Source organism: Geomonas sp., assembly GCF_035254065.1.
In the GTDB taxonomy this organism is placed as follows: domain Bacteria; phylum Desulfobacterota; class Desulfuromonadia; order Geobacterales; family Geobacteraceae; genus Geomonas.
Genome location: NZ_DATFBA010000008.1, coordinates 1 through 2,600, shown reverse-complemented (window position 1 = coordinate 2,600; position 2,600 = coordinate 1). Strand labels below are relative to the sequence as shown.

The 2,600-nt window shown below is 61.1% G+C and carries 2 protein-coding genes and 1 pseudogene; all 3 read left to right on the top strand.

Features of this window, described 5'->3' with window-relative positions:
• Window positions 1-414: pseudogene (locus VJ604_RS00440) on the top strand (single-stranded-DNA-specific exonuclease RecJ); the annotation flags it as partial.
• Window positions 408-1,307, top strand: a complete 900-nt coding sequence (locus tag VJ604_RS00435) for a cation diffusion facilitator family transporter (RefSeq protein ID WP_324079413.1) — start codon at window positions 408-410, stop codon at window positions 1,305-1,307. The pseudogene VJ604_RS00440 and the gene VJ604_RS00435, both read left to right, overlap by 7 nt.
• 243 nt (window positions 1,308-1,550) lie before the next feature.
• Window positions 1,551-2,387, top strand: a complete 837-nt coding sequence (locus VJ604_RS00430; RefSeq protein ID WP_324079412.1) for a cytochrome c3 family protein — start codon at window positions 1,551-1,553, stop codon at window positions 2,385-2,387.
• Window positions 2,388-2,600 lie beyond the last annotated feature (213 nt).

Below are 2,600 nucleotides of genomic sequence, written 5' to 3'. Positions count from 1 at the left end.
GAGCTGGAGCGCTTTGCGCTGAGGTTCGACGAGGCCGCGGCCGGCCTCCTCGATGCCGAGGCGCTCATCCCGGTGCTCTCCTATGACGCTGAGTTGACCGCCAAGGACCTTCGCGAATCCCTCCCCGCCGAACTCGACACCCTGAAGCCGTTCGGCATGGGAAACCCTGAGCCGGTCTTTTTGCTCAGGGGCGCGAAGGTGTGCGACTGGCGGGTGCTCAAGGGCGGGCACCTCAAGATTTGCCTCTCCACCGGCGGTCGCACCCTGGACGCCGTCGGCTTCGGGCTCGCCGAAAAGGAGGTCAGCGGGCCGCGGATCGACCTCCTGTTCTCCCCCTCCATCAATGTCTGGAACGGGAAACGGTCGCTGCAGCTGATCATCAAGGACCTTCGCCAGGAGGCACCTCCATGCTGAGAGGGGAGCGCTTCAACAGGGCGGACCGGGTGATCAAGGTGGGGTTCTGGATCAACCTCGTTCTGATGGTGATGAAACTCGCCGCCGGCTACTACGGGAATTCCGAGGCGGTCTTCGCGGACGGCCTGGAAAGCGCCTGTGATTTCATCGGCATCGGACTCACCATCATCGCCCTCAAGGTTGGGCGCAAACCTTTCGACGCCGACCACCCCTACGGGCATGGCAAGGTCGAGAGCCTGTCGGCCATCTTCGTCTCGCTGGTGATCGGCGGTACCGGCGCCTGGATCCTGTACGCGGCGGTGGAGACCATGGTGATCGGCAACTACCAGGCCCCCTCCCTGATTGCGGTCGGCGCCGCCGCCATCACCATCGTCATCAAGGAAGCGCTCTACCGTTACTCGGTCAAGGTCGGCGATACACTGAAGAGCCCGGCCCTGTTGGCCATCGCCAAGGATCATCGCAAGGACGCCATCACCTCCGTAGCCACCCTGGTCGGTGTGACCGGGGCCTGGTTCGGTTTCCGCATAATGGACCCGCTGGCCGCCGGGCTCACCTCCTTCTTTATCTTCCACATCGGCTACCAGACCTTCCGCACCTCCGCCCACGAACTGATGGACGGACTGCCCGAAATGGAGATGGTCGCCGCCATTGCCGATCTTGCCCGCAGCGTGAAGGGAGTGGAAAGTGTCCACGACATCCGCGCGCGCCACTCGGGTCAGTTCGTGATCGTCGACCTGCAGCTCGGCATGGACCCGCAGATGACCGTCAAGGAATCCCACGACATCGCCACCGAGGTAAAACGTCGCATCTTCGACACCTTTGCCAACGTCGGCGACGTCATGATCCATATCAACCCTTCCGACGAGCCTCACGACGACTTGATCCGCCTCTAGTTCCCCTGCCTGAACGTTTCAGCTGCTGAAACAGACCATAATCCCTCTTGCAAGGGTACTTCTACTGGCTGATCTCCATCCTTCAGCAATGTCTTCATCTGTGCTCAGTTTGCTGAGACCACCTCAGAGGCAATTACCTCAGGATTTTGCTGTCGATGATGCACAAACTCTTGACGATACATTGCTAAGGTAGTATTAAGATCAATCGTGTTTTTATTGAAAATAATGAATTTAGGAGGAGAGATGAAGAAGAGAGTATGCCTGTTAGTTGGCGCTCTGGTTCTGGCCGCGTCCACCGCGTTTGCTGCCAAAGTGGCGACCGTCGATATCCCGGTGGATACCCAGATGTACGCCGCCACCCCGGCCCCGCTGCAGCCGGCCCAGTGCGCCCAGTGCCACACCAGCCAGTTCGGCGCCCTCAAGGAGAACGGTGGCAAGCACCGCTTCGACTGCCAGCAGTGCCACAAGGCGATCCACGCGTACAACCCGCTCAAGAACAACTACGCGCAGATCATGCCGAAGTGCTCCAACTGCCACACCGAGATCCACGGACCGGCCAACAAGGACTGCTCCTCCTGCCACAGCAACCCGCACGCCCCGCGTAAGGTGGCGATGAACGACAGGCTGCTGAACACCTGCCAGACCTGCCACCGGGCTCCCAAGGCCGACCTCACGCAGTTCCCGAGCAAGCACTCCCTGCTCGGCTGCCAGCGCTGCCACACCACCCACGGCTTCAAGCCCTCCTGCGAGAAGTGCCACAAGACCCACTTCCCGGGCCAGACCTATGACACCTGCACCAAGTGCCACTCGGTTCACAAGCCGAAGCAGGTTACTTACGGCTCCGACGTGAACACCGCCAACTGCGGCGCCTGCCACAAGGTGGAGACCGAGAAGATCACCAAGACCACCAGCCGTCACCACAACGTGAGCTGCGCACAGTGCCACCACAACAAGCACGGCTACATCCCGCAGTGCACCGAGTGCCACAAGCAGCCGCACCCGGCTTCGATCCTGCAGAGATTCCCGAAATGCCTGGGCTGCCACCTCGACGTCCACAACCTGCCGAGCATGAAGAAGTAATGGCAGGGTTGCAGCCGATATATCCGCATCGGTGAAGGCCGAAAACGCCCCGGGGTACGCTTCCCCGGGGCTTTTTTTATGTAGTGCTATGTTGCCCCCACAACTGGCCTGCTTTGCTGTCCGGCCACCCTCACCCGGCCTTCGGCCACCCTCTCCCCCTGAAGGGGCGAGGGTATGGGTAGGGGAGCACAGGGGGAGGACGGGAGTAGTTGC

What these genes read in the sequence shown, in the direction of transcription:
- VJ604_RS00435 (WP_324079413.1), top strand. Translation starts at nt 408, where the DNA reads ATGCTGAGAGGGGAGCGCTTCAACAGGGCGGACCGGGTGATCAAGGTG.
- VJ604_RS00430 (WP_324079412.1), top strand. Translation starts at nt 1,551, where the DNA reads ATGAAGAAGAGAGTATGCCTGTTAGTTGGCGCTCTGGTTCTGGCCGCG.